Origin of the sequence: Nonomuraea sp. NPDC049480, assembly GCF_044465905.1 — a bacterium.
In the GTDB taxonomy this organism is placed as follows: domain Bacteria; phylum Actinomycetota; class Actinomycetes; order Streptosporangiales; family Streptosporangiaceae; genus Nonomuraea.
The window spans coordinates 122,645-144,582 of sequence record NZ_JBITMD010000027.1 but is presented as its reverse complement, the minus strand read 5'-3'; the positions used below and the strand labels follow the sequence as shown (position 1 = coordinate 144,582).

Genomic DNA, 21,938 nt, shown 5'->3' with positions numbered 1-21,938 from the left:
ACATATAGCGGCAACAGCCCGGAAACGGCCGGTTCCTAGTGTCCGGCCATGCGGCTTACCCCACACGAGCAGGAACGGCTGCTCATCCACGTCGCCGCCGGGGTGGCGCGCGAGCGCCGGGCCAGGGGCCTGCGCCTCAACCACCCCGAGGCTACCGCCATCATCGCGTCGTTCCTCATGGAGGGCGCCAGGGACGGGCGCACCGTGGCCGAGCTCATGGAGACCGGCCGCTCGGTGCTCGGCCGGGCCGACGTCATGGAGGGCGTGCCGGAGATGCTGGAGAGCGTGCAGATCGAGGCCACGTTCCCGGACGGCACGAAGCTGGTCACCGTGCACAGGCCGATCCCGTGATCCCGGGCGAGTACGTACACCCCGACGGCTTCATCGCGCTCAACCCCGGGCGCGAGCGGGTGACGCTGCGGGTGGTCAACACGGCGGACCGGCCGGTGCAGGTGGGCTCGCACTACCACTTCGCGGCCGCCAATCCGGGGCTGGAATTCGACAGGAAGGCAGCCTGGGGAATGAGACTGGACGTCCCGGCCGGGACGGCGATCAGGTTCGAGCCCGGCGTGGAGCGGGACGTGACGCTGGTGCCGCTGGCCGGCCACCGGGTCGTGCCGGGGCTGCGGCCGGAGTGGGCGGGACCGCTCGATGACTGACGGAACTCGGATCTCGCGCGCCCGCTACGCGGCGCTGTACGGGCCCACCACCGGCGACCGGATCAGGCTGGCCGACACCGACCTGTTCGTGGAGGTCACCGAGGACCTGTCGATGGGACCGGCCGGCGCCGGCGACGAGGCGGTCTTCGGCGGCGGCAAGGTGATCCGCGAGTCCATGGGACAGGCACGGACCACGCGGGCCGAAGGCGCCGTCGACCTGGTCATCACCGGCGCGGTGATCCTCGACCACTGGGGCGTGGTGAAGGCCGACGTCGGCATCCGCGACGGCCGCATCCACACCATCGGCAAGGCCGGCAACCCCGACACGATGGACGGCGTGGACATCGTCATCGGGCCGTCCACGGAGGTCCTGGCCGGCAACGGCAAGATCCTCACCGCCGGGGCCGTCGACTCGCACGTCCACCTGATCTGCCCGCAGCTGCTCGACGAGGCCATAGGGTCCGGTGTCACCACGATCGTCGGGGGCGGCACAGGACCCGTCGAGGGCACCAAGGCGACGACCGTCACCGGCAGCTGGTACCTCGGCCGGATGCTGGAGTCGCTGGACACGTACCCGCTGAACTTCGCGCTGCTCGGCAAGGGCAACACGGTCGGCACCGACGCTCTCATGGAGCAGCTCAGGGCCGGTGCCTCGGGCTTCAAGCTGCACGAGGACTGGGGCACCACGCCGGCCGCCATCGACACCTGCCTGAGCGTGGCCGACGCGTCCGGCGTGCAGGTGACGATCCACACCGACACGCTGAACGAGGCCGGCTTCGTCGAGTCGACGCTCAAGGCGATCGGCGACCGGATGATCCACGCGTACCACACGGAGGGGGCGGGCGGCGGCCACGCGCCCGACATCATCCGCGTCGCCGCCTACGCCAACGTCCTGCCCTCCTCCACGAACCCCACCAGGCCGCACACCGTCAACACGCTCGACGAGCACCTCGACATGCTGATGGTCTGCCACCACCTCAACCCGTCGATCCCGGAGGACCTGGCCTTCGCCGAGTCCCGCATCCGGCCGACGACGATGGCCGCCGAGGACGTGCTGCACGACATGGGCGCGATCTCGATGATCGGTTCGGACTCGCAGGCCATGGGGCGGATCGGCGAGACGATCATCCGTACGTGGCAGACGGCTCATGTGATGAAGGCCCGGCGCGGCGCTCTCGGCGACGGCCCCGCGGACAACCTTCGCGCCCGCCGCTACATCGCGAAATACACGATCTGTCCCGCCATCGCCCATGGCCTGGACGCCGAGATCGGCTCCGTCGAGACCGGCAAGCTCGCCGACCTCGTCCTCTGGGACCCCGCCTTCTTCGGCGTCAAGCCGGACCTGGTGCTCAAGGGCGGCATGGTGGCCTGGGCCCAGATGGGCGACGCCAACGCCTCCATCCCGACCCCGCAGCCGGTGCTGCCCCGGCCCATGTTCGGCGCCTCGCCGGTCACGGCCGCGGCCACCTCGCTCCACTTCGTCGCGCCGCTCGCCCTGGAGTCGGGGCTCGCCGACCGGCTGGCCGTACGCCGCCGGCTGGTCCCGGTGGCGGACGTACGCCGGCGCGGCAAGTCCTCGATGCCGCTCAACGACGCCCTGCCCAGGATCGAGGTGGCGCCCGACACGTTCGAGGTCCGCGTCGACGGCGAGCTCATCGAGCCGTCCCCGGCCATGAGCCTGCCCATGGCCCAGCGTTACTTTCTGTTTTGATGAATCCAGCCCTGCTCCTTCTCGCCGACTCCCGCCTCCCGGCCGGCGGTCACGCCCACTCGGGCGGTACCGAACGCGCCATCGTGTCGGGGGCGGTGCACGATGTGCCGTCACTGGCCGGCTTCCTGCGGGGCCGCCTGCACACGGCCGGCATGCTCGCCGCCGCCCTCACCGCGGCGGCCGCCCTCCAGGCGTCCCGTACGGGCACGGGAGACCCGGTTCCCGGCGACGCCGGCACCGCCCGCGACGCGGACGCGGGTGGCGGGGATCGCTCTCCATGGGTGCTGCTGGACGACGAGATCGACGCCAGGACCGCCTCGCCCGCGCAGCGGGACGTCTCCAGGACGCAGGGCAGGCTGTTGCTCAGGGTCGCCCGGCGAGTGTGGCCGTCGGAGCTGCTGGACGAGCTGGCGCGGGCCGTGCCGAACCCGCATCACCCGATCGCGCTCGGCGTGGCGGCGCACGCGGCCGGGGCCACGCCCGAGGAGGCGGCCATGGCGGCGGCGTACCATGCGATCAGCGGCCCGGCCACGGCGGCGGTCCGGCTGCTGGGCCTTGACCCGGTCGCCGTACACGCCCTGCTGGCCGATTTCACCCCCGGCCTCACCGCCGTGGCCGCACAAGCCCACGTCGCCGCGACCAGCGCCTTCTCCGACCTCGACCGCGCCCCCCGCTGGGGCGCGTTGCCCGCGCACTCAGCACCAGCACTGGACCTCCTGGCCGAGCAGCATGCGCAGGCCGAGGTCAGGCTGTTCGTCTCATAGGAAGGACCTCGAACATGGGCGCCAATCATGACGACCATCACCACGCACCCGACGGCCGCGGCCGGGCGCTGCGGCTGGGGGTGGGCGGCCCGGTGGGCAGCGGCAAGACGGCCCTGGTGGCCGCGCTGTGCCGGACGCTGGGCTCATCCCTGTCCCTCGGAGTGGTGACGAACGACATCTACACCACCGAGGACGCCGACTTCCTGCGCCGGGCGGGCGTGCTGGACCCCGAGCGGATCCTCGCCGTCGAGACCGGCTGCTGCCCCCACACCGCCATCCGCGACGACATCGCCGCGAACCTCGACGCCGTCGAGACCCTGGAGCACCGGTTCGGGCCGCTGGACCTGGTGATCGTGGAGAGCGGCGGAGACAACCTGACGGCGACGTTCAGCCGGGGGCTGGCGGACGCGCAGATCTTCGTGCTGGACGTGTCGGGCGGCGACAAGGTGCCGCGCAAGGGCGGTCCCGGGGTGACGACGGCGGACCTGCTGGTCGTCAACAAGACCGACCTGGCGCCGATGGTGGACGCCGATCTGGGCGTGATGGCCCGCGACGCGGCGGCGGTACGCGGCCATCGGCCGGTCCTGTTCACGTCGATCCGGCAGGACCCCACCGCCGCCGCGATCGCCGACTGGGTCTCGGAGCAGGTGAAGGCCTGGTCCCACGCCCACGCCTCTCCCGTCTCCTGATGTCTCCCCAGCCCCTGGCCGCCCGGGCAGGGCGTGGAAGGCGTGCGATGCGGGCCGACGCCGCCGTGGCGACCGGCCTGTCCTCCGACGGCCGGACTGTGATCAGCCGCATGGCCTCGGCGCCGCCTTTGACGCTGCGCCAGACGGGCCCGTGCACTGTGCACCTGATCTCCACGGCGGCCGGACCGCTCGGCGGCGATCGGCTGGCGCTGGACCTGGACATCGCCCCCCGTACCACCCTGGAGCTGGGCTCGGTCGCCGCCACGCTCGTCCTGCCCGGCGAGGGCGAGTCCGAGATGCTGGTCACCGCCCGGGTCGGCGCGGGCGCGACGCTCCGCTTCACGCCCGAGCCGACGGTGCTCGCCGCCGGCTGCGATCACCGCTTGATCGTCCGGCTCATGCTGGAGCCGGACGCGACCGTGCTGTGGCGGGAGGAGATCGTCTTCGGCCGGTACGGCGAGGAGCCCGGCCGCTGCCACGCCCGCTTCGACGCCACCTCCGGCGACGGCCGCCCCGTGCTCAGGCAGGAGTTCACCGTCGGCGACCCGGCGCTCGGCACCTCATCGGCCGTCTTCGGCTCGGCCCGCTGCGTCGGCACCACGTTCCTGACGGCGACCGCCAAGTCGCCGCTGGTGGCGGACGGGGTCGCGGTCCTGCCTCTGGCGGCCTCCGGCACGCTGGTGTCGGCCCTGGCCGGGGATGCGGTCGAGCTGCGTTCGCGCCTGGAATGGGGGGAAAGAGCAGTGTGCGTCGATGGTGACGACCTCGTTGCGTTCAGTGGCCAGGGGCGTGCACCCCGCATACAGTGATCGTGTGGCCGAAGACCTCCAGCCCACGTCCGCCCAGCCGAGGACCCGCCGCGGCTACGCGCCGGCCCTGTCCGTCACCGTCACCGGTGCGCTCCTCGTGGTCTGCGCGGTCCTGCCCTGGGCGGGCACCGAGGCGAAGATCGGCTTGTTCGGCAGCGGGGTGACCACCGACGTGCGCGGCATCGACGACGCGTTCGGCGTCTACGCGCTGGTGGCCGGGCTGGTCGCGGTCGCCTGCGGCCTGGCGGGACTGCTGGCCCACCCGAGGCTCGCCGCTCTGGCCGTGGTCCCCGGGGCTGTCGCCGTGCCGGCGGTGGTGATGTTCATGACCCAGGGCGGCGGCGTGCAGGACCGGATCTCCATCGACCTGGGTGTGCTGTCGGTGGCACAGGTGATCAGGCTGGGCTGGTTCGCCGCGCTGGCATGCTCGCTCGGCGTGATCGTCCTCGGCGCCCTCGCGTTGTTCCGCCGTGCGTAGGCGGGCCGTGCATAGGGGCCGTGCGTAGGCGGGCCGTGCATAGGGGCCGTGCGTAGGCGGGCCGTGCATAGGGGCCGTGCGTAGGCGGGCCGCGCGGGACCGTCAGTCGTAGAAGCCCAGCCGCCGCAGTTGTTTGGGGTCGCGCTGCCAGTCCTTGAGGACGCTGATCCGCAGGTCCAGGTAGACGCGCGTGCCCAGCAGCGCCTCGATCTGCTTGCGGGCCTTGGTGCCCACGTCGCGCAGCCGCTCCCCCTTGTGCCCGATGACGATCGCCTTCTGCGAGGGCCGCTCCACGAACATGTGCGCGTAGATGTCCAGCAGATCGTCCCGCCCTTCGCGGGGCAGCATCTCGTCGACCACCACGGCGATCGAGTGCGGCAGCTCGTCGCGCACGCCCTCCAGCGCCGCCTCCCTGATCAGCTCCCCCACGAGCACCTGCTCCGGCTCGTCGGTGAGCTGCCCGCCCTCGTAGAGCGGCGGCGACTCGGGCAGGTGCTCGATGAGCACGTCCGCCAGCACGTCGAGCTGGTCGCCCGCCTGCGCGGACACCGGCACGATCGCGGCGAACTCCGCCACCTCCGACACCGCCAGCAACTGCTGGGCGATCTGCTCCTTGGACGCCAGATCGCACTTGGTCACCACGGCCACCAGCGGCGTCTTCTTCACCGCCGACAGCTTGTCGGCGATGAACCGGTCACCCTTGCCGATCGGCTCGTTGGCCGGCACGCAGAAGCCGATCGCGTCCACCTCGGTCAGCGTGGACAGCACCAGGCTGTCGAGCCGCTCGCCGAGCAGCGTGCGCGGCCGGTGCAGGCCAGGTGTGTCGACGATGATGAGCTGGGCGTCGGGGCGGTGCACGATGCCCCTGATGGCCCGCCTGGTGGTCTGCGGCTTGGACGAGGTGATCGCCACTTTGCTCCCGACCAGGGCGTTCATGAGCGTGGACTTGCCGACGTTCGGCCTTCCCACGAAGCAGGCGAATCCGGCGCGATGGTTGTCTGGCGAAGTCACATTCTGCATTGTGGCCCATCAACGAGCATGTTCACGCCACCAGGCGTACGCCTGGGGCGCCACGCCGGGTGTCCAGGTGGTCGTCCGCAGCCCGGAGAGCTCCTCTTCGGTCACCCACCGGTAGTCGGTGATCTCGACGCCGTCGGGCCGCGGGACGCCCGAGGCCAGCACGCAGCCGTAGACCGCGATGACGTAGCCGACCTGGTGGCCGTTCGGGTAGGTGGTGCGGAACTCGGGGCCGCCGTACACGCCGATCAGGCCGCGTACCTCGGTCTCGATGCCGAGCTCCTCGCGCAGCTCCCGCACCACGGCGTCCTGCGGGCGCTCGTCGGGGTCGATGCCGCCGCCCGGCGCCGCCCAGAGACCCACGTCGCCGTGGCGGGCCACGAGCAGCCTGCCCGCGTCGTCGAACACGAACCCGGCCGCCGACGGCAGCATGAGCAGCTCGGAGCCGACCTTCTCCCGCAACCTGGCCAGGAACGGCGACATCGGCATGTCAGCTCCGCAGCGCGCCGTCGGGGCCGGCCACGAGCAGCGACTTGACGCCCATTTCCGCGGCCACGGCCGCGTCGTCCGCGCCCGGCTCGCCGGCGGTCACGAGCGCGACGGCCTCAAGGGAACGCGCGCCGCTGGAGATCGCCATGGCCACCGCGACCTGCACCGCCGACAGGGTGAGCGAGGCCAGCTTCACATTGGTCGCCGCGTACGTGCGCCCGGTCTCGTCGCGCACGGCGGCCCCCTCCTCGGAGCCGTTGCGCGCCCTGGTCGCCCGCGCCAACGTGATGATCTTGCTGTCTTCAGGATCGAGAGTCACGTGGTCTAGATTATGCGCCGGCCATGGCTATGGCCGCGTCGACCACCTTCCGCGTGCGGGCGGTGTCCACTTGATTCATGCCCATGTGGACCACCGACACGAGGGTGTCGCCAACCCGGGAGAGCACGACGTCCAGCGCGTACGGGTAACCGTGCAGCCGCCCCTGCAGCCGCGCGCCCACGGACTCGTCCCCCGCGTCCTCGACCGGCAGCCTGCGCAGCCGCAGGTCGGTGCCGGAGGACGTGCGTACCGCACGGCACGACTCCAGCGCCGTGGCCAGCGCGTCGAGGTGCTCCTCGGCCACCTCGCCCGCGTACCGGGCCAGGCCCACCCCGGCCTGCTCCCCCAGCCCGTCGCCCTGGTAGCTGACGGCCGCCTGGGCGGTCAGCGCCTGGCCGGGCGCGCGCCCGGCGGCCGGTTCGAGCAACATCCGGCAGTTCCGGTCCACCGCGCCGAACGGCATCCGCCATGCCTGCTCCGGCCGGGCGGTGAAGCCGTCCGGCAGCCGCGGCTCCTTGCTGAGCACCTCGCGCAGCCGCGCCATGTCCTGCGGGTCGATGAAGCTCTCCGCGCCGTCGCCGCCGCATCCCGCCAGGGCGCAGGCGAGCACGGCACAGGCGACGATCCCCCGTCTTCGTCTCATGATCCCCCCTTGGCGCGAAACCTCCCCAACCGACTAATGCGGCAATCCATCGGAGTTTCCACCGACACGCAAAAAGGGTGCCCCCATCCGGCTTTCCGGACGAGAACACCCTTTACGCCGACCCGCGTCTCAGTCGGCCACCCGACCGGGACGCTGTCGTCCCCCCTGGATCCATCCTCCCGCCGCGAACCCCACCCGGCGATCGGATGCTTCCCCTCTGACACCCACCGCACTGGATGTCGTGATGAGAGAGTGCCGGACGTGGCTTGCAGAAGACTTATAAAACGCTTGCGGCCTCCGCCCACATTTGTCCCCACCCGCTCCACCTGCTCTCCCCCGAGAGGACAGCAGGGTGAACCACGGGAGAGGCAGGAGGAGGACGGCACGGGGAGCAGGACCCGCGTGAGGGGCTAGTCGCGTTCCGCGGCGGCCGGGACGACCTCGTCCTCCGGAGGCGTGACGCGGCGGACGACCACCGTGCTGATGCGGTTGCGGCGCCCCGCCAGCGTCTCCGCGGTGAGCGACAGGCCGTACACCTCCGCGGTGGACCCGGCGATCGGCACCCGGCCCAGCGCGTGGGCCAGCAGCCCGCCCACGGTCTCCACGTCGTCCACCTCGATCTCGGCGTCGAACAGCTCCGCCAGCTCGTCGACCGGCATCCGGGCCGTCACCCGGAGCCCGCCGCCGGCGACGTGCTCGACGCGGGGTGCCTCCTGGTCGTACTCGTCGGTGATCTCGCCGACGATCTCCTCCAGAACGTCCTCGATCGTGACGAGGCCGGCGGTGCCGCCGTACTCGTCGATGACGATGGCGATGTGGATCTGCCTGGCCTGCATCTCCCGCATGAGCTGGTCGATGGGCTTGCTCTCGGGCACGTACGCGGCCGAGCGCATGATCGACTCGACCGGCTCCTTGCCGCCGCCCTCGCCCGACTCGTGGATCTTGCGGGCGATGTCCTTGAGGTAGGCGATGCCGACGACGTCGTCCTCGTTCTCGCCCACGACCGGGATGCGGGAGAAGCCGCTGCGCAGCGCCAGCGACAGGGCCTGGCTGATGGACTTGCCGCGCTCGATGTAGACCATGTCGGTGCGCGGCACCATGACCTCGCGCACCAGCGTGTCACCCAGCTCGAAGACCGAGTGGATCATCTCGCGCTCGTCGGGCTCGATCACCCGGCGCTCCTCGGCCAGGTCGACCAGGTCACGCAGCTCGGCCTCGGAGGTGAACGGGCCGTCGCGGAACCCCTTGCCGGGGGTCAGGGCGTTGCCCAGCAGGATGAGCAGCTTGGGCAGGGGGCCGAAGATGCGGGTCAGGCCGTACACGATGGGGGCGCTGGCCAGCGCGATCGGCTCGGCGTGCTGGCGGCCCAGCGTCCGCGGCATGACGCCGACCACCACGTAGCTGACCACGATCATCACGGCCGCGGCCCAGACGTACGCCCAGCCCTGGTCGTGCATGACGTCGATGAACAGCAGCGTCGCGATCACCGTGGCGACCAGCTCGCAGCTCAGCCTGAGCAGCAGGAGCAGGTTGAGGTAGCGCGGCGGGTCGTTCTCGATCGCCTGCAGCCGCACGGCGCCGCGCCTGCTCTCGCGCACGTATTCCTCGGCGCGCACCCTGGAGATCCGCGTCAGTGCCGTTTCCGCACTGGCGATCAGGCCACCGACGATCACGAGGGCGACGGCCGACAACAACCAGGCGTTCACCGCGGGTTGCGCACCTCCTGCCACGACTCCAGGAGCTGCGCCTGGAGCCCGAACATCTCCTTGTGCTCCTCCGGCTCGGCGTGGTCGTAGCCGAGCAGGTGGAGGATGCCGTGCGTGCACAGCAGCTCGAGCTCGTCGGCGGTGCTGTGACCGGCCTCATCGGCCTGTCTGGCGGCCACCTGCGGGCACAGCACCACGTCCCCGAGGAGCGCGGGGTCGGCGGGGCTCTCGGAGTCGCCACGCGCCCCGCCACCGGGACGCAGCTCGTCCATCGGGAACGCCAGCACGTCGGTCGGGCCCGGCTCGCCCATCCACTTCTCGTGCAGCTCGGCCATGGCGTCCTCGTCGATCATCACGATGGACAGCTCGGCGAGCGGGTTGATGCCCATCTCGCCGAGCACGTGGGCGGCCAGGGCGACCAGGCTCTCCTCGTCGACGCCGACGCCCGACTCGTTGTTGATCTCGATGCTCACGGCCGTCGCTTTCCCCGGTGCTGGATGGGCTTCGGCTCCTGGGTGGCCTGCGTGGCGTCGTAGCGCCCGTAGGCGTCCACGATCTCGCCGACCAGCTTGTGCCGGACCACGTCGGCGCTGGTCAGCCGGGAGAAGTGGATGTCCTCGATGCCGTCCAGGATCTCCTGGACGACCCGCAGACCGCTCACCGTGCCCGTGGGCAGGTCGACCTGCGTCACGTCGCCGGTCACCACGATCTTGGAGTTGAACCCGAGCCTGGTGAGGAACATCTTCATCTGCTCGGCCGAGGAGTTCTGCGCCTCGTCGAGGATGATGAACGCGTCGTTCAAGGTGCGGCCGCGCATGTACGCCAGCGGCGCGACCTCGATCGTGCCGGCGGCCATCAGCTTGGGGATCGAGTCGGGATCGATCATGTCGTGCAGCGCGTCGTAGAGCGGCCGCAGGTAGGGATCGATCTTCTCGTAGAGGGTGCCGGGCAGGAAGCCCAGCCGCTCCCCCGCCTCGACGGCCGGGCGGGTCAGGATGATGCGGTTGACCCGCTTCTCCTGCAGCGCCCGCACGGCCTTGGCCATGGCGAGATAGGTCTTGCCGGTGCCGGCCGGGCCGATGCCGAACACGACCGTGTGCTTGTCGATCGCGTCGACGTAGCGCTTCTGGTTGACGGTCTTCGGCCTGATCGTGCGGCCGCGCGAGGACAGGATGTCGAGCGACAGCACTTCGGCGGGGCGGTCGGAGGTCATGCGGAGCATGGCGATGCTGCGCTCGACCGCGTCGGGGGTGAGCTCGCCGCCGCTGCGCAGCACCTCGACGAGCTCCTCGAAGAGCCGCACCACAGTGCCGCTCTCGTCGGGGCTGCCGGTGACGGTGATCTCGTTGCCTCGAACGTGGATGTCGGCCCTGAAAGCGCCCTCGATGACGCGTAGCAGCTCGTCGCGGGAGCCGAGGAGGCTGACCATCGGATATTCGTCCGGAATCAGCACCTTGGCTTGAGTGCGCGAGGGAGGTGCCGTGCGGCGGGATTCGTGTAGTTCGGACATGGGCAGGCCAGCGGCCTGATGCCTCCCGGTCTCTTTCGGTGTTCTTCTCCGCCCATCGTATCCGGGGCCAGGCGGATTGCTCGCGTCAATATCACGCGTTCCGGGCCGCAGTCCGTGAGGCGGGCTCGGCTATCCGGGAGGCCAGGTCAGGTCACGCCCGCCGAGAACGTGGGCGTGCACGTGGAAGACGGTCTGCCCGGCGGCGGGCCCGGTGTTGAAGACCACCCGGTAACCGGCCTCCGCCACCTGCTCCTGGGCGGCCACGGCGTGTGCGGTCTTCAGCACGTCGTCGGCCAGCCCGTCGTCGGCCTCGGCGAGCGCCGCGGCGTCGGCGTGGTGCTCCTTCGGGATCACCAGCACGTGGGTGGGGGCCTGCGGTTTGATGTCGCGGAACGCCAGTGTCCTGCCGGTTTCGTAGACGATCTCGGCGGGAAACTCTCTGGTAACGATTTTGCAGAAGAGACAGTCGTTCACAGCAGTAGCTTATCGAGCCTCCTCCTGCCGGCGAGTCCGTTGCGAATCGGTAATCCTCGGTGTCGTGCGTGGGAAGATCCACGCGGTTAGGGTGTGTGTGCGACACTTCAGCAAAAAAGACGATTCAGGGTCGGGCGAGCGCCACCTGGCGAGGACACGACTGGCGTAATGCAGCCTAAGGAACCGGGGAAACCTCCAGAACCGGAAGAGCGTAAACCCTCTGGGAAAGCCGCGCGTCCCACTGATGTGACCACCGAAACCCTCCTGGCCGACAGGTCGATGGGGGCGGTGCAGGTCGGGTGGGATGCCGACATGGCTGTTACCGCGCTGTACAGCGCGCACTTTCGGTCATTGGTGCGTCTCGCTGTGTTGCTCGTCCGCGACACGGCAACCGCCGAGGAGGTCGTGCAGGATGCGTTCGTGGCCATCCACGGTGCCTGGCGCAGGCTGCGTGACCCCGACAAAGCACTGGCCTACCTCCGTCAATCCGTCGTCAACCGGTCCCGTTCCGTGCTGCGTCACCGCGCGGTCGTCGAGAAGTACGCTCCCAAGGGCCTGCCCGACGCCCCGAGCGCCGAGAACGGCGCGATCGGCGAGCTGGAACGCTCCGCCGTCATCGAGGCGTTACGGGCCCTGCCGACCCGACAGAGAGAAGCACTGGTTCTGCGGTACTACGGTGATCTGTCCGAAGCTGAGATCGCCCACGCCATGGGCATCAGCAAGGGCGCGGTCAAGAGCCACACCGCACGTGGCATGGCCGCCTTGCGATCCGTTCTGGAGAAAATGTCATGACCCACCCCCCCGACGAGCACGGCGACCTCCTGCGCCGTGCGCTCCGCGCGGAGGCGGACGCGGTCGTGCCCTCGCCGGACGGACTGGAGATCATCCGCGCCCGCATCGAGCGGCGCGGCGTCCGTAATCTTTTCTGGTGGCGGGCCGGCGCGGCCGCCGTCAGTGCCGTCCTGGTGGCGGGGGCGATCGTGATGGCCGTCCCCGGGCTGCGCTCGCAGATCATCGAGGTCCCCGCGCAGGAAGCCGGCCACGAGACGTCGTCCAAGGTCCCGTCCAATTCCTCCACCACCCGCTCCCAGCAGCCGCCGCCGTCGACATCCGCCCCCGAGGAGCAGAACCTGGTAGTGGTCCCCGAGCCCAGCAGGTCCCCGTCCCCTCGTCCCGCCAAGACGGCCGACTCGACCAGCCGGCCGTCGCCGACCCGGACCACCACGACCAGCCCGTGCCCGTCGTCCGCCGAGCAGTCCGACGAGTCGGAGGAGTGCCCGTCGGCCTCGCCCACGCCGACGCCGACACCCACAGACATGGAGTCCCCCACGCAGCCCTCGGCGTGCCCTCTCGAGGAGTGCCCGCCCGACGACGCGACCGACGGCCCCACCGACGTGGCCAGCCCGCTCCTGGAGACCTCCAGCACGCCCTAGAGCGTCACCAGCGCCCGGTACGCGTGAGGAGCACCGCCGCCGCCGCGACCCCCGCCGTGGACGTACGCAGGACCGTCGGTCCCAGCAGCACGGGCACGGCCTTGGCCGCCCGGAACCTGGCCAGCTCCTCCTCCGAGACGCCCCCTTCCGGCCCCACGACCACCACGATGTCGCCTCCCGGAGGCAGCGCCACGCCTGAGAGCGGCTCGGCCGCCTCCTCGTGCAGCACCAACCCCAGCGCCGCGCCGGCCAGCAGCGCCTCGACCCGGGCGGTGGTGGCGGGCTCGGTCACCTCGGGCAGATGGAACCTGCGGGCCTGCTTGCCCGCCTCGCGAGCCGTCGAGCGCCACTTGTGCAGCCCCTTGGCGACCTTGTCGCCCTTCCACTGGGTGATGCTGCGCGCGGCCGCCCAGGGCACGATCACGTCGACGCCCGCCTCGGTCATCATCTCGACCGCCAGCTCGCCGCGGTCGCCCTTGGGCAGCCCCTGGACGACGACGAGCCGCGGCCGGGGCGCCTCGGCCTTGTAGCGGCCGATCACGTCGAGCCTGAGCGCGTCCTTGAGCACCTCACGCACGACGCATTCGGCGACCCGGCCGGCGCCGTCGGTCAGGTCCACACGCTCACCGGCGCGCAGGCGGCGCACAGAGGCCGCGTGCCGCCCCTCCGGGCCGTCGAGCGTCAGCTCGGGACCGTCGAGGTGCTCCGAGAGGAAGACGGGTGCGGTCACCGGCCGTTGAAGGCGTCGCGCAGGCGCGAGAAGAAGCCCTGCTGCCCCGGCGCGAACTTGCCCGGCGGCCGCTCCTCGCCCCGCTGCTTGGCCAGCTCCTTGAGCAGATCCTCCTGGGCGGTGTCGAGACGGGTCGGGGTCTCGACGTTGACGTGGATCAGCAGGTCGCCCCGGCCGGACTCGTTGAGCCGCTGCACGCCGCGCCCGTACATGGTGATGACCTGGCCGGACTGGGTGCCGGGGCGGACGTCGATCTCCTCGGCGCCGTCGAGGGTCTCCACCGTGAGTATGGTGCCGAGCGCGGCGGCCGTCATCGGGATCTGGACGGTGCAGTGGAGGTCGTCACCGCGCCGTTCGAAGATCTCGTGGGCCCGCTCGACGATCTCCAGGAACAGGTCTCCGGGCGGGCCGCCACCGGGTCCGACCTCGCCCTCGCCGGCGAGCTGGATGTGGGTGCCGTCCTCGACGCCCGCCGGGATGCGGACCTTGATCGTACGGCGGGTCCGCACGCGGCCGTCGCCGGAGCACTCCTGGCAGGGGTGGCGGATGATGGTGCCGAACCCACCGCACTGCGGGCACGGCCGCGAGGTCATGACCTGGCCCAGGAAAGAGCGGGTGACCTGGGAGATCTCGCCGCGCCCGTTGCACATGTCGCACGTGTCGGGGTGCGTGCCCGCCGCCGCCCCGGCGCCGTGGCAGACGTCGCAGAGCACGGCCGTGTCGACGACCAGCTCACGGGTGGTGCCGAACGCCGTCTCCCGCAGGTCCAGCTCGACCCGGATGGTGGCGTTGCGGCCACGGCGGGCGCGCGAGCGCGGACCACGGGCGCCCGCGGCGGTGCCGAAGAAGGCGTCCATGATGTCGCTGAACGGGAAGCCCGCCCCGAAACCTCCGGCGCCCGCGCCGGCTCCCGCGCCGGCGAAGGGATCGCCGCCCAGGTCGTACATCTGGCGCTTGCTCGGGTCCGACAGCACCTCGTAGGCCTGCGTGATCTCCTTGAACCGCTCCTGGGTCTCAGGGTCCGGATTCACGTCGGGGTGCAGCTCGCGGGCGAGGCGGCGGTACGCCTTCTTGATCTCGTCCTGACTGGCGTCACGCCGCACCCCGAGGGTGGCGTAGTAGTCGCTGTTTGCCACTTATCGACCTCTTATGATGCAGCCAGGATCTGGCTGACGTAGCGAGCGACCGCGCGTACGGCGCCCATCGTCACGGGATAGTCCATCCTGGTGGGCCCCAGCACACCGAGCCTGGCCAGTTGGTTGTCGCCAGAACCGTATCCGGTCGCGACGACGGATGTGCCCCGCAGGTAAGGGTTTTCCGAACCGATGCGCACGGTGAGCGCGGACGGGGTGTCTGAAGTAGTTTCGCCGAGCAACCGCATGAGCACGACCTGCTCCTCCAGCGCCTCCAGGACGTCGCGCAGGCCGGTGGAGAAGCCGGCGCCGGCGAGATTGGCCGCGCCGGCGAACACGATCTTCTCGTCGTGCCGCTCGACCAGCGTCTCGAGCAGCACCGACAGAATCGTGGCCGCGGCGGGCCGGTCTTCGGCGGGCAGGCGCTCCGGCAGGTCGGCGACCAGCTCGGGCACGGTGCTCAGGCCGCAGCCGTCGAGGCCGGTGTTGAGCACCGCGCGCAGGTGCGCGATGCGGGTCTCGTCGACCACCTCGGGCAGCTCGATCACGCGCTGCTCCACGCGGCCGGTGTTGGTGATGAGCACGAGCATGACCCGGCGGTCGTGCAGCGGCACCAGCTCGACGTGCCTGACGGTCGAACGCGTGAGCGTCGGGTATTGCACGACCGCCACCTGCCTGGTCAGCTGCGCGAGCAGCCGGACCGTGCGGGTGACCACGTCGTCGAGGTCGACGGCGCCGGCCAGGAACGTCTCGATCGCCCTGCGCTCGGCCCCCGAGAGGGGTTTGACCTGCGAGAGCCGGTCGACGAACAGGCGGTATCCCTTGTCCGTCGGCACGCGCCCCGCGCTGGTGTGGGGCTGGGTGATGTAGCCCTCCTCCTCCAGCGCGGCCATGTCGTTCCTGATCGTCGCCGGGGAGACCTTCAGGTTGTGGCGCTCGGCCAGCGCCTTGGAGCCCACCGGTTCGTTGGTGGACACGTAATCTTCGACAATGGCGCGGAGCACCGCCAATTTCCGATCGTCGAGCACGTGCTCACCTCCTGCCTCCTGCCTTACGGGGAACGCGGTGTCTAGCACTCTGTGTTCCCGAGTGCCAAGTGTACGGCTCTCACCCACAAGGTGCGATAACACCGGCTCCCATCCTGTTGCTAGCGCCTTACAAGCGACAGGCTTCACACTTGCGGACATGTCGGACGCTTCACAGCCCTCGCCGTACGGCCCGCCACCCGGACAGGGCCCCTACCACGGCCAACCACAGCCTCCTCAGCCCGGCTACGGTCCGCAACCCGGTTCCCAGCCCGGCTATGGCACACAGCCCGGCTCCCAGCCGGGTTACGGTACGCAACCCGGCTCCCAGCCCGGCTACGGTCCGCAACCCGGCTCCCAGCCCGGCCACGGCGCGCCGCCGCCGTACGGCCCGCCACAGTCCTATGGCCCACCACCTCAGTACGGACAATACGGCCAACCGCCTCAGTTCCCCCCAAGGATCGATTCCAAAGCCATAAAACCTAGTCTGTGGTGGATCGCGCTCGCCTGGGGTGTGGCCGTGGTGTGCGGGATCGCCGGCGTCGTCATCTTCGTCGGCGGGTTGGTCAACAGCGTGTCCGAGCTGGCCCCCAAGAAGACGTTCGCGCCGGGCGAGAGCATCACGTTGACCGTCGACCCGGCGGACAAGCCTGCCGTGTACATCGCCAACGACACACCGGTCACCTACGAGTGCCAGATCTCCGGCGGCTCCGGCCAGGCCAAGCTGGCCAAGACCGCGGGCTCCCAGACCCTCACGGTCGGCAGCGTGGTGTGGGAGCAGATCCTCGTGATCAACGTGCCGGCCAAGGGCGCCTACCAGCTGACCTGCACCAACCAGGAGACGGCCACCGTGCGGTACGGCGTGGGCAAGCCCCTGACCTCCGCCGCGGGCGGGCTCGTCGGCGGGACGGCCGCGCTGTTCCTGATCCCCGGCGCCGGGCTCCTCGTCGGGATCGCCGGCACCGTCGTCATCCTGATGCGCCGTGGCTCCGCCAGGAAGCGCCTTGCGGTCGGCGGGTGATTTGCTACGGTCCCCGTGTGTACGAGGGCGATGTGCTGGCGGGTAATTGGCGGCGGCCGGGCAAGGGCAAGATTCCGAAGGTGCCCGCCGAGCCGGGCCTCGTCGTGGAGGACGCCGACAGCGGCTTCTGCGGGGCGGTGGTGGCCTGCGACAAGGAGGCCGTCACGCTCGAGGACCGGTTCGGCAAGCGGCGGCTGTTCCCGCTGGCGCCGGCCGCGTTCCTGCTGGAGGGCGGGCCCGTGACCCTGGTTCGCCCCACGGCCGCCCCGGCGGGGCCCAGGCGCAGCGCGTCGGGCTCCATCGCCGTGGAAGGGCTGCGGGCGAGAGTGGCCAGGGAGAGCCGGATCTACGTGGAGGGCGTGCACGACGCCGCCCTCGTGGAGAAGATCTGGGGCCATGACCTGCGGGTCGAGGGGGTCGTGGTCGAATACCTGGAGGGCGTGGACGATCTGCCGGCCATCGTCGCCGAGTTCGGGCCCGAACCGGGGCGACGGCTCGGGGTGCTGGTCGACCATCTCGTTCCCGGCTCCAAGGAGAGCAGGATCGCCGCCGAGATCACCTCGCCGGACGTGCTCGTGGTGGGGCATCCGTTCGTCGACATCTGGCAGGCGGTCAAGCCTTCCGTGCTGCGCATCCAGGCCTGGCCCGACGTGCCGCGCGGGGTGCCGTGGAAGGAAGGCGTGATCGCCGCCCTGGGCTGGCGCGTGGAGCCCGCGGACGCGTGGCGACGCATCCTCGGCGCCGTCTCGACCTACACAGACCTGGAGCCGGAGTTGCTCGGCCGGGTCGAGGAACTGATCGACTTCGTAACGGAGGCATCATGAGCCAGGACCCGCCGCAACCGCCGCCGGACGACGACGCGACCCGGTACGTACCGCCGTCGGACATCCCGCCGCGCCAGGGCTCCGGCCCTCAGCAACCCGGCTACGGCCAGCAGCCCGGCTATGGGCAGCAGCCGCCGTCTCAGCCCGGCTACGGCTACGGGCAGCAACCGGGATCCCAGCCGGACTACGGCTACGGCCAGCAGCCCGGGCCGCAGCCGGGCTACGGTTACGGCCAGCAACCCGGGTCCCAGCCGGACTACGGCTACGGCCAGCCGCCGCAGGGCTACGGCCAGCCGCAATCCGGCGGCTACGCGCCCCAGCCCGGTTACGGTCCCGGGCCACAGCCGCCCGGCCACGGTTACCCGCCAGGACCGCGCGAGCCGTACATCCCCGGCCGGTACGGCCCCCGCCCGGGCACCGACGACACCACGATGGCCATGCTGTCGCACCTGCTCGGCCTGCTCGTCTCCTGGGTGGGCCCGCTGGTCATCTACCTGATGAAGAAGGACGAGTCCCCGTATGTCAGGGACCAGTCGGCCGAGGCGCTGAACTTCCAGATCACGATGTTCATCGGCTACATCGTCTCCGGCATCCTGATGATCATCTTCATCGGCGCCCTGCTCCTGCCGATCATCTGGATCGTGTCCCTGATCTTCCACATCCAGGCCGCGATGGCGGCGAACAAGGGCCAGAACTACCGCTATCCGATCTCCATCCGCATGATCACCTAGAACCTAGACCAGGAGATCCCTCACAAGGGCGTCGGCGAGCAACCGGCCCCGCAACGTGAGCACCATCAGCCCGGACCTGAACGGCTCGGGCTCCAGCAGGCCGCGCGCCAGCGCGCTCGCCACAGCCGTCCGCGCCCCGGGCGCCACCTCGGCCAGCGGGTAGCCGGAGACCAGCCGCAGCTCCAGCATCAGCCGTTCGGCGGCGCGGTCGTCCTCGCCGAGCACCTCGCGGGCGTGCGCGGGCGAGGAATGCGCGGCCAAACGCTGGGCGTACGCGGCCGGGTGCTTGACGTTCCACCAGCGCGTGCCGCCGACGTGGCTGTGGGCCCCCGGACCGGCCGCCCACCAGTCGCCGCCGGTCCAGTAGAGCAGGTTGTGGCGGCACCGCGCCGCGTCGGACACGGCCCAGTTGGACACCTCGTACCAGCGGAAACCGGCCTCTGCCAGCATCCGGTCGGCGATCAGGTAGCGGTCGGCGGCCACGTCGTCGTCGGGCATCGGCAGCTCGCCGCGCCTGATCCTGGCGGCCAGCCTGGTGCCTTCCTCGATGATCAGTGAGTACGCCGACACGTGGTCGGGCCCGGCCTCGATCGCCGCGGCCAGCGAGGCCCGCCAGTCGTCGTCGGACTCGCCGGGCGTGCTGTAGATCAGATCCAGATTGACGTGGTCGAACCCGGCCTGCCTGGCCTCGCGCACGGCCGCCGCGGGCCGTCCCGGCGTGTGCTTGCGATCGAGGACCTGGAGCACATGCTCGCGGGCGCTCTGCATGCCGAAGCTGATCCGGTTGAACCCGCCGTGGCGGAGCTTCTCCAGGGAAGAGGGGTCCACGGACTCCGGGTTGGCCTCCGTGGTGACCTCGGCCTCCGGCCGCAGCCCGAACTCGGAGTCGATCGCGGCCAGGATCCTGGCCAGGTCCTCCGGTGGAAGCAGGGTGGGCGTGCCGCCGCCGAAGAACACCGTCTCCACCGGCAGGTCGGCGTCGCCGAGGACGCGCCGCGCCAGGCGGATCTCCTCGACGACCGTGTCCGCGTAGTCCCGGTGCGAGGCGCCGGGGCCCAGCTCGCCGGCGGTGTAGGTGTTGAAGTCGCAGTAACCGCAGCGGGTCACGCAGAACGGCACATGGACGTAGAAGCCGAACGGACGCTCCCCGAGGCCGCTCAGGGCGCTCTCGGGCAGTTCGCCCGAGGTGGGCACGGGGTCGCCGTCAGGCAGGGTGGATGGCACGTATTCCAGTCTGCCGGGCCTCCAAGAGTGCTCCGAGCCGGCGGCAGGACGCCTGGCGTCCACTGCTGTCTCACCGATCAGTGATCGAAGGGGGAAACGCATGGCAGGCGTACTGAACCGGCTCGTTGACGCCATGGTGTGAGGGCTCTACGATCGGCCTCAACTTTTAGGAAAGTTTCCTAAAAGTTGAGGCTTCTCGGAGACGCTCGTGAAGAGAAAGATCCTGGTCACACTCTCGCTCCTGCTCGGCTTCACGGCGTTCTCCGTGCCGGCCGAGGCCAACACCGGTTTCAAGCGGGTCGCGTACTTCATCCAGTGGGGCATCTACGGCCGCGACTACCACGTCAAGGACGTGGACGTCACGGGCGCCGCGGCCAAGCTCACCCACCTCAACTACGCGTTCGGGTTCGTCAACGCCGAGGGCACGTGCTACTCGGCCGACCCGTGGGCGGACTGGCAGCGGCCGGTGCCGGCCGAGCAGAGCGTGGACGGCGTGGCCGACGCGCCGGGCCAGGCCCTGAACGGCAACCTCAACCAGTTGCGCAAGCTCAAGGCCAAGCACCCGGGACTCAAGGCGCTGATCTCGCTGGGCGGCTGGACCGGGTCCAAGCACTTCTCCGACGCCGTCCTCACCGCCGAGTCGCGGGCCAAGCTGGCGCAGTCCTGCGTCGACCTGTGGCTGCGCGGCAACCTGCCGGGGCTCGAGCCGGGCGCCGGGGCCGGCGTGTTCGACGGCATCGACCTGGACTGGGAGTGGCCGGGCTCGTCCGGGGCCGACGGGAACGTCATCAGGCCCGAGGACAAGCGGAACTTCACGCTGTTCGTCGAGGAACTGCGGGAACAGCTGACGGCGTTCTCGGGCTCGGCCCAGTTGACGGCCTTCCTGCCGGCCGCGGCCGCCAAGATCGACGCCGGGTTCGAGGTGCGGCGCGTGTTCAGAGCGCTCGACTTCGCCACGATCCAGGGGTACGACCTGCACGGCCCCTGGGAGCCGCAGACCGGGCACAACGGCAATCTGTTCACCGACCGGCGCGACCCGAACCCGGTGAGGTACAGCGTCGACCAGACCGTCCGCGACTACCTGTCGCGCGGGGCGCCCGGACGCAAGATCGTGGTCGGGGTGCCCGCGTACGGGCAGGGCTGGACCGGCGTCACCGGAGGCGGCGACGGCGTCTACAAGCCCGCCACCGGGCCCGCCCCCGGGAAGTGGGCGCCGGGCTCAGAGGACTACAAGGACCTGGTGAGCAAGCCCGGCAAGCGCTACCGGGACCTGCGCACCGGGGCGATGTGGCTCTACGACGGGAACGAGTTCTGGTCGTATGACGACCCGGCGATGCTGCGGCAGAAGGCGGCGTACATCCGGCTCAAGGGGCTGGGCGGCTCGATGATGTGGTCGATCGACCAGGACGACGCACGCGCCTCCCTCACGTCGGCGTTGTACTCCGTCCTGCGCTGAGGACCGGCGGCCGGGTGGAACCTGCCCCTACCCGGCCGCCCTCTCGCTGAGGACCTTCTCGGCCATGTCATCCCATTGGCTGTCATGTCCGGGAACAGCCAGGATGCGGCGTAGCGCGCCCCTGTCCCCGTGACGGGCCCGGAACCAGTCGGCCACCGTCACCCCGATCTCGGGCCGCGAGACGATCTCCACTTCGTCGCCGGCACCCAGCTCGCTGAGCTCGACCACCCTCAGGTAGGCCCCGGGACGCGCCGCATGGGTGAACCGCTTGACCCAGCCGGGCTCGTCCATCCAGTTGCGGAACACCACGCACGGCGTCCGGGGCCCGGTGACCTCCAGCACCGCGCTGCCCACCCGCCACCGCTCGCCGATCACGGCCCCGTTGACGTCGAGGCCGGAGGTGGTGAGGTTTTCTCCGAATCGCCCGTCACGCAGCTCCCGCCCGAGCTCCGCCTGCCACCAGTCGTAGTCCTCGCGCGCGTAGGAGTAGACGGCGTGGTCGGGTGCGCCGTGGTTTTCCTTGTCGGCCCGCTCGTCCCCGGCCAGCCCGTTGGGGCGCACCTCCACGCGAAGTGCGACGGCCTGCTTGTCGATCGCCGTACGCCCCATCTTCCCGGCCCACTCAGCGTCGACCGTTTTGCCCACATTTACGGAGAGAATTCGCATATCTGGACGGTAACCGAGCGATGCTTCGACCATCGACTCCTTTATCGGTCATGATCCCAGGCGGAGATCCCCGGGCTCGTCCCACCGGAGTTGAGCTGCGACTCGTCGTCGAACCCGGCCAGCTGCAACAACGTCTCCAGCGCCGCCTGCCGGGCCTCCTCCACCGAGTCGCCCTGCTCGCCGAAACACTCCGCCGCCACGTCCAGCAGCGCGGTGACGACCGCGGCGTCCGGATAGGGCACGTCGACCAGCACGGTGCCGTCGTCCCCCTCCTCACCCGCCGCGTCCAGATGGCGCCGCAGCAGCCGCCTGGCCTCCTCGGCCACAGCCACCCCCAGCACCGCGGCACGCTCGAATCGCTCAGAAGCAATCACGTCACCCTCCAGTCGCACAGGTGTTCGGGAATAGAAGGTAGACGGTGCCACCG

General features: G+C 70.5%; 28 protein-coding genes. 13 read left to right on the top strand and 15 right to left on the bottom strand.

Features of this window, described 5'->3' with window-relative positions; all coding sequences use genetic code 11:
* The first annotated feature begins 48 nt into the window (after positions 1 to 48).
* The 7 genes from ACIBX3_RS48975 to ACIBX3_RS48945 are packed head-to-tail and all read left to right on the top strand — an operon-like array spanning position 49 to position 5,110.
* On the top strand, positions 49 to 351 hold the full coding sequence (locus ACIBX3_RS48975) for an urease subunit gamma (protein WP_397127583.1): 303 nt from the start codon (positions 49 to 51) through the stop codon (positions 349 to 351).
* Positions 348 to 659, top strand: a complete 312-nt coding sequence (locus ACIBX3_RS48970; RefSeq protein WP_397127582.1) for an urease subunit beta — start codon at positions 348 to 350, stop codon at positions 657 to 659. Before ACIBX3_RS48975 ends, ACIBX3_RS48970 begins: the two co-directional genes overlap by 4 nt.
* Positions 652 to 2,370 carry an urease subunit alpha gene (locus tag ACIBX3_RS48965; RefSeq protein ID WP_397127581.1) on the top strand — a complete coding sequence of 573 codons (1,719 nt, stop codon included), beginning with the start codon at positions 652 to 654 and terminating at the stop codon, positions 2,368 to 2,370. The genes ACIBX3_RS48970 and ACIBX3_RS48965 overlap by 8 nt, the downstream gene beginning before the upstream one ends.
* On the top strand, positions 2,370 to 3,134 hold the full coding sequence (locus ACIBX3_RS48960; protein ID WP_397127580.1) for an urease accessory protein UreF: 765 nt from the start codon (positions 2,370 to 2,372) through the stop codon (positions 3,132 to 3,134). The genes ACIBX3_RS48965 and ACIBX3_RS48960 overlap by 1 nt, the downstream gene beginning before the upstream one ends.
* A 14-nt stretch (positions 3,135 to 3,148) precedes the next feature.
* The gene (gene ureG, locus ACIBX3_RS48955) at positions 3,149 to 3,823 is read left to right on the top strand and encodes an urease accessory protein UreG (protein WP_397127579.1); all 675 of its coding nucleotides are present in this window, start codon (positions 3,149 to 3,151) and stop codon (positions 3,821 to 3,823) included.
* Between the two features lie 47 nt (positions 3,824 to 3,870).
* The gene (locus ACIBX3_RS48950; RefSeq protein ID WP_397127578.1) at positions 3,871 to 4,632 is read left to right on the top strand and encodes an urease accessory protein UreD; all 762 of its coding nucleotides are present in this window, start codon (positions 3,871 to 3,873) and stop codon (positions 4,630 to 4,632) included.
* Between the two features lie 4 nt (positions 4,633 to 4,636).
* A complete protein-coding gene (locus tag ACIBX3_RS48945; protein ID WP_397127577.1) occupies positions 4,637 to 5,110 on the top strand; it encodes a hypothetical protein in 474 nt (157 codons plus the stop codon).
* Between the two features lie 102 nt (positions 5,111 to 5,212).
* On the opposite strand, the gene era is transcribed toward ACIBX3_RS48945, so the two are convergent.
* The 8 genes from era to ACIBX3_RS48905 form a co-directional block, all read right to left on the bottom strand.
* Positions 5,213 to 6,121, bottom strand: a complete 909-nt coding sequence (era, locus tag ACIBX3_RS48940) for a GTPase Era (protein WP_397127576.1) — start codon at positions 6,119 to 6,121, stop codon at positions 5,213 to 5,215.
* A gap of 18 nt (positions 6,122 to 6,139) precedes the next feature.
* Positions 6,140 to 6,616: an NUDIX domain-containing protein gene (locus ACIBX3_RS48935; RefSeq protein ID WP_397127575.1), complete on the bottom strand. Its 477-nt coding sequence runs from the start codon at positions 6,614 to 6,616 to the stop codon at positions 6,140 to 6,142.
* 1 nt (position 6,617) lies between these two features.
* A complete protein-coding gene (locus ACIBX3_RS48930) occupies positions 6,618 to 6,935 on the bottom strand; it encodes a cytidine deaminase (RefSeq protein ID WP_397127574.1) in 318 nt (105 codons plus the stop codon).
* A gap of 10 nt (positions 6,936 to 6,945) precedes the next feature.
* On the bottom strand, positions 6,946 to 7,578 hold the full coding sequence (locus ACIBX3_RS48925; protein ID WP_397127573.1) for a hypothetical protein: 633 nt from the start codon (positions 7,576 to 7,578) through the stop codon (positions 6,946 to 6,948).
* A 410-nt stretch (positions 7,579 to 7,988) separates the two neighbouring features.
* Positions 7,989 to 9,284 carry a hemolysin family protein gene (locus tag ACIBX3_RS48920; RefSeq protein ID WP_397127572.1) on the bottom strand — a complete coding sequence of 432 codons (1,296 nt, stop codon included), beginning with the start codon at positions 9,282 to 9,284 and terminating at the stop codon, positions 7,989 to 7,991.
* Positions 9,281 to 9,757 (bottom strand): rRNA maturation RNase YbeY, encoded by a 477-nt coding sequence (gene ybeY / locus ACIBX3_RS48915; protein WP_397127571.1) that lies wholly within the window; start codon positions 9,755 to 9,757, stop codon positions 9,281 to 9,283. The genes ACIBX3_RS48920 and ybeY overlap by 4 nt, the downstream gene beginning before the upstream one ends.
* Positions 9,754 to 10,794: a PhoH family protein gene (locus tag ACIBX3_RS48910; RefSeq protein WP_397127570.1), complete on the bottom strand. Its 1,041-nt coding sequence runs from the start codon at positions 10,792 to 10,794 to the stop codon at positions 9,754 to 9,756. The genes ybeY and ACIBX3_RS48910 overlap by 4 nt, the downstream gene beginning before the upstream one ends.
* Positions 10,795 to 10,923: 129 nt before the next feature.
* Complete coding sequence (locus tag ACIBX3_RS48905; protein WP_397127569.1) at positions 10,924 to 11,268, bottom strand: histidine triad nucleotide-binding protein; 345 nt, start codon at positions 11,266 to 11,268, stop codon at positions 10,924 to 10,926.
* Between the two features lie 279 nt (positions 11,269 to 11,547).
* On the opposite strand from ACIBX3_RS48905, the gene ACIBX3_RS48900 reads away from it, so the two are divergent.
* Positions 11,548 to 12,060, top strand: coding sequence for a SigE family RNA polymerase sigma factor (locus ACIBX3_RS48900; RefSeq protein WP_397127605.1), 513 nt, complete (start codon positions 11,548 to 11,550; stop codon positions 12,058 to 12,060).
* On the top strand, positions 12,057 to 12,701 hold the full coding sequence (locus ACIBX3_RS48895; RefSeq protein WP_397127568.1) for a hypothetical protein: 645 nt from the start codon (positions 12,057 to 12,059) through the stop codon (positions 12,699 to 12,701). The genes ACIBX3_RS48900 and ACIBX3_RS48895 overlap by 4 nt, the downstream gene beginning before the upstream one ends.
* A 4-nt stretch (positions 12,702 to 12,705) precedes the next feature.
* Here ACIBX3_RS48895 and ACIBX3_RS48890 read toward each other — a convergent pair whose 3' ends face one another.
* The 4 genes from ACIBX3_RS48890 to ACIBX3_RS48875 form a co-directional block, all read right to left on the bottom strand.
* Positions 12,706 to 13,431 (bottom strand): 16S rRNA (uracil(1498)-N(3))-methyltransferase, encoded by a 726-nt coding sequence (locus tag ACIBX3_RS48890; RefSeq protein ID WP_397127567.1) that lies wholly within the window; start codon positions 13,429 to 13,431, stop codon positions 12,706 to 12,708.
* Complete coding sequence (gene dnaJ, locus ACIBX3_RS48885) at positions 13,428 to 14,567, bottom strand: molecular chaperone DnaJ (RefSeq protein ID WP_397127566.1); 1,140 nt, start codon at positions 14,565 to 14,567, stop codon at positions 13,428 to 13,430. Before dnaJ ends, ACIBX3_RS48890 begins: the two co-directional genes overlap by 4 nt.
* Before the next feature lie 11 nt (positions 14,568 to 14,578).
* Positions 14,579 to 15,592: a heat-inducible transcriptional repressor HrcA gene (gene hrcA, locus ACIBX3_RS48880; protein WP_397127565.1), complete on the bottom strand. Its 1,014-nt coding sequence runs from the start codon at positions 15,590 to 15,592 to the stop codon at positions 14,579 to 14,581.
* Positions 15,593 to 15,761: 169 nt separating this feature from the next.
* Entirely contained in the window at positions 15,762 to 16,019 is a 258-nt protein-coding gene (locus ACIBX3_RS48875; protein WP_397127564.1) for a hypothetical protein, read from the bottom strand.
* 90 nt (positions 16,020 to 16,109) lie between these two features.
* Between ACIBX3_RS48875 and ACIBX3_RS48870 the strand changes: the two genes are divergently transcribed.
* Genes ACIBX3_RS48870 through ACIBX3_RS48860 form a run of 3 tightly spaced genes read left to right on the top strand, consistent with a single transcriptional unit; the run spans position 16,110 to position 18,165 of the window.
* Positions 16,110 to 16,610 carry a hypothetical protein gene (locus ACIBX3_RS48870; protein ID WP_397127563.1) on the top strand — a complete coding sequence of 167 codons (501 nt, stop codon included), beginning with the start codon at positions 16,110 to 16,112 and terminating at the stop codon, positions 16,608 to 16,610.
* Between the two features lie 17 nt (positions 16,611 to 16,627).
* Positions 16,628 to 17,434, top strand: coding sequence for a DUF3097 domain-containing protein (locus tag ACIBX3_RS48865; RefSeq protein ID WP_397127562.1), 807 nt, complete (start codon positions 16,628 to 16,630; stop codon positions 17,432 to 17,434).
* Complete coding sequence (locus ACIBX3_RS48860; RefSeq protein ID WP_397127561.1) at positions 17,431 to 18,165, top strand: DUF4870 domain-containing protein; 735 nt, start codon at positions 17,431 to 17,433, stop codon at positions 18,163 to 18,165. The genes ACIBX3_RS48865 and ACIBX3_RS48860 overlap by 4 nt, the downstream gene beginning before the upstream one ends.
* Before the next feature lie 3 nt (positions 18,166 to 18,168).
* Here the strand turns inward: ACIBX3_RS48860 and hemW are convergent, their stop codons facing one another.
* A complete protein-coding gene (hemW, locus tag ACIBX3_RS48855) occupies positions 18,169 to 19,389 on the bottom strand; it encodes a radical SAM family heme chaperone HemW (protein WP_397127560.1) in 1,221 nt (406 codons plus the stop codon).
* A 208-nt stretch (positions 19,390 to 19,597) separates the two neighbouring features.
* On the opposite strand from hemW, the gene ACIBX3_RS48850 reads away from it, so the two are divergent.
* Positions 19,598 to 20,845: a glycoside hydrolase family 18 protein gene (locus ACIBX3_RS48850; protein ID WP_397127559.1), complete on the top strand. Its 1,248-nt coding sequence runs from the start codon at positions 19,598 to 19,600 to the stop codon at positions 20,843 to 20,845.
* Positions 20,846 to 20,872: 27 nt separating this feature from the next.
* On the opposite strand, the gene ACIBX3_RS48845 is transcribed toward ACIBX3_RS48850, so the two are convergent.
* Positions 20,873 to 21,511, bottom strand: coding sequence for an MOSC domain-containing protein (locus ACIBX3_RS48845; protein ID WP_397127558.1), 639 nt, complete (start codon positions 21,509 to 21,511; stop codon positions 20,873 to 20,875).
* Between the two features lie 41 nt (positions 21,512 to 21,552).
* Entirely contained in the window at positions 21,553 to 21,885 is a 333-nt protein-coding gene (locus ACIBX3_RS48840) for a hypothetical protein (protein ID WP_397127557.1), read from the bottom strand.
* Positions 21,886 to 21,938: the final 53 nt, after the last annotated feature.